The organism is Saccharomonospora saliphila YIM 90502 (genome assembly GCF_000383795.1).
Taxonomy (GTDB): Bacteria; Actinomycetota; Actinomycetes; order Mycobacteriales; family Pseudonocardiaceae; genus Saccharomonospora; species Saccharomonospora saliphila.
The window spans coordinates 217,461-221,082 of record NZ_KB912640.1; the positions used below are offsets into that span (position 1 = coordinate 217,461).

2 protein-coding genes and 1 pseudogene are annotated in these 3,622 nt (G+C 71.6%); all 3 read right to left on the bottom strand.

The features are described 5' to 3' along the window. Positions 1–211 (bottom strand): annotated as a pseudogene (locus SACSA_RS21790) (MazG family protein); the annotation flags it as partial. Next, the gene (locus SACSA_RS0106145; protein WP_019814284.1) at positions 208–1,179 is read right to left on the bottom strand and encodes a SurA N-terminal domain-containing protein; all 972 of its coding nucleotides are present in this window, start codon (positions 1,177–1,179) and stop codon (positions 208–210) included. The gene SACSA_RS0106145 and the pseudogene SACSA_RS21790, both read right to left, overlap by 4 nt. 54 nt (positions 1,180–1,233) lie before the next feature. After that, the coding region (mfd, locus tag SACSA_RS24425; protein WP_048876541.1) for a transcription-repair coupling factor at positions 1,234–3,622 on the bottom strand (2,389 nt) is incomplete at its 5' end.

Genomic DNA, 3,622 nt, shown 5'->3' on the forward strand with positions numbered 1-3,622 from the left:
TGCCCGCGGCCACCAGCACGATGCCGCGATGGTGGAGCAACTCCTCCGGGCACGGCGCGGCCTTGGCGTCGAGCGCCGCTCGCGTACGTTCGGGCAGGTCGGCGGCCGCGTACACCGCCCGCGCGGACCGGAGCGCGGGCCAGGCCGCGACGGGCAGGTGATCCGGCAGTGCCGCGTCGACCAGCACCACCGTCGCGGGGAACGACGTCATGGCTGAACGGTACGGGACTCCCACTGGTAGCCGGTCAGCTCCTCCTCGCTCGGCGCCGGAGCCATGCCCACGGCGTCCCACACGCCGTACCGGGGGTTGATCCGCACGCCCAGCTCGTCGGCGATCGGCTGGAGCTGCCGCATCCCGGCCCGGTAGAGCAGTTCGGGGTTGCTCGCCTGCGCGGCGGCCGGGTCGGTCACCGCGGTGTCCCGCCCGGTGGAGGGCCCGAACGTGCGCTCGGCCACGAGCGCCACCAGCCAGCCCGTCTGCTGCCTGCTCGGCTGGACGACCACGACGGTCCCCTCGTCGGCGCCGAACACGGCGCTCATCGCCAGCTCCGGGTCCTGCTGAAGGGTCTCGCCCAGCGCGAAGGTCTCGTTCAGCACCTGGTGACCGTCCTCGCGGAGCATCGCCTCGGCGGCGTCCGGGTCGGCGGCGATGCGCTCGCCGAGTTCCCGCGCCGTGTCCTCGGCCGTGGCCTGGGCGTTCGACTCGGTGACCAGTGTCCCCACGATGTCCACCGACAACCGGTCGCGGTAGGTCTCGGCGAGCTGCTGCAACAGGAGCTGGTCGCGCACGACCTGCCGCACGCGGCCGGGCTCGGCGAGCACCGTCGTGGCGATCGTCTCCCGGCCGCCGTTGGCCTGGATGAGCCGGTCCACCTCGGCGGGGTCGACGCGCAGTCGCTCCCGCCGAGCGGCGATCTCCACGAGCTCGTGGACAACCCTGCTGCGCACGACCTCGCGCCCGAACTGAGCGAGCTTGCCCTGCTGCTGGGCCTGCTCGGCCTGGTCAACGTTGTCGATCAGCCAGCGGATCTCCGACTGCACCTCGTCAAGGCCGACGCTGCGGTCGCCGACGATCGCGGCGGAGTCGACCCGGCTCGGGCCCGAGCCACAGGCTGCGAGCACGAACGCGGAGAGCAGGACGGCGACGGTGGCCAGCGGGCGACGGATGGTCCGAGTCACAGCGCGTACCTTCTCACACCCGCCACGTCCCGGTGCAAGACCAGGGGGCGATGATCACCGCGCGGCCACGGCGGACGGCGCCGCCGCGGGCTTCTCGGTGAGCGAGGTGAGCAACGTCGAACACCAGTCGAGCAGCGCGTCGTCCCGCAGCGGAGGCGCGCCGATGCGGCCCCCGGCGGGGCCTTCCGTCGGCTTGGGCACCGACACCGTGTTCGTCGCCGCCTTGTACACCGCCTTCGGGTACAGCCGCTTGAGCCGCACGAGCTGGGACTCGGCCAGCGGCAGCGGGGAGAAGCGGAGGTTGGTGCCCTGCACCGTCACCTCACTCACCCCGGCCCGCCGGCACACCTGCCGGAACGCCGCCACCGCGAGCAGCCGGTCCACGGGCGCGGGCGGTGTCCCGTACCGGTCGACCAGCTCGTCGCGCACGGCGTCGAGCGCCTCGGAGTCCTGCGCCGCGGCGATCTTGCGGTAGGCCTCCAGCCGGAGCCGCTCACCGGGCACGTAGTCGTGCGGAATGTGGGCGTCCACCGGCAGGTCGACGCGCACCTCGGTCGGGGCGGCCTCCTCGTCGGTGACCGCGCCCGCCCCCGCGTCCCTGCGGAAGGCGTCGACCGCCTCACCGACCAGCCGCACGTAGAGGTCGAAGCCGACGCCCGCGATGTGCCCGGACTGCTCGGCGCCGAGGATGTTGCCCGCGCCCCGGATCTCAAGATCCTTCATGGCCACCGCCATGCCCGCACCCAGCTCGGTGTTCTGCGCGATCGTGGCGAGCCGGTCGTGGGCGGTCTCCGACAACGGCTGCTCCGGCGGGTACAGGAAGTAGGCATAGCCGCGTTCCCGGCCGCGGCCGACCCGGCCGCGCAGTTGGTGCAGCTGGGCGAGGCCGAGCATGTCCCCGCGCTCGACGATGAGCGTATTCGCGTTGGAGATGTCCAGGCCCGTCTCGACGATCGTCGTGCACACCAGCACGTCGAACTCGCGCTCCCAGAAGCCCTGAATGATCTGTTCGAGCTTGTGCTCGTTCATCTGCCCGTGCGCGGTGACCACACGCGCCTCCGGCACCAGCTCGCGCAACTGCCGCGCCGCCTTCTCGATCGAGGACACGCGGTTGTGCACGAAGAACACCTGGCCGTCGCGCAGCAGCTCCCTGCGGATCGCGGCGGCGACCTGCTTGTCGTCGTAGGCACCGACGTAGGTCAGGATCGGGTGCCGGTCCTCGGGCGGGGTGAGGATGGTCGACATCTCGCGGATGCCCGCCATGCTCATCTCCAGCGTCCGCGGGATCGGGGTGGCCGACATGGTGAGCACGTCGACGTGGGTGCGCAGGGCCTTGATGTGCTCCTTGTGCTCGACGCCGAACCGCTGTTCCTCGTCGACGATGACCAGGCCGAGGTTCTTGTAACGCACGCCGGTCTGGAGCAGCCGGTGTGTACCGACCACGATGTCCACCTCGCCCTCGGCGAGCCCGCTCAGCGTCTTCTCGGCCTCGTGGGGATCGGTGAACCGGGACATGCCCTTGACCGTCACCGGGAACGAGCGCATCCGTTCGGTGAAGGTGTTGAGGTGCTGCTGGGCCAGCAGGGTCGTCGGCACGAGCACGACGACCTGCTTGCCGTCCTGCACGGCCTTGAACGCCGCCCGCACGGCGATCTCGGTCTTGCCGTAGCCGACGTCCCCGCAGATCACGCGGTCCATCGGCACGCCGCTTTCCATGTCCTGCTTGACCTCGTCGATCGCGGCGATCTGGTCGGGCGTCTCCATGAAGGGGAAGGCGTCCTCCAGTTCCCGCTGCCACGGGGTGTCGCTGCCGAACGCGTGGCCGGGAGCGGCCTGCCGCGCGGCGTAGAGCTGCACCAGCCCGGCCGCGATCTCCTTGACGGCCTTCCGGGCCTTGGCCTTGGTGTTCTTCCAGTCCGACCCGCCGAGCTTGTTCAGCGCGGGGGTCTCCCCACCGACGTAACGGGACACCTCGTCGAGCTGGTCGGTGGGTACGAACAGCCGGTCGCCGCGGTGCCCGCGCTTGGACGGCGCGTACTCCAGCACCAGGTACTCGCGCGTGGAGCCGCCCACGGTGCGTTGCACCATCTCCACGAACCGCCCGATGCCGTGCTGGTCGTGCACGACGAAGTCGCCCGCCTTCAGCGCGAGCGGGTCGACGGCGTTGCGCCGCCGCGACGGCATCTTGGTGTTGAGGTCGGCGGCTCCCCGGCCCGCCGTGGCACCGCGCCCGGTGATGTCGGCCTCGCTGAGCACGACCAGCGCGGAACCGGGCGCGACGAACCCGTCCGCCAGCCCGCCGCGGGTGACCGTGACCACGCCCGGCTTCGGCACGCTGTCGAGGCCGTCGGCGGCCAGCGTCGTGGGTGCTCGATCCCGAACGTGACGATGGCGAACTCGTCGCCACCGAGCCGGCCCACCAGGTCGCGCTGCCGCACGCGGT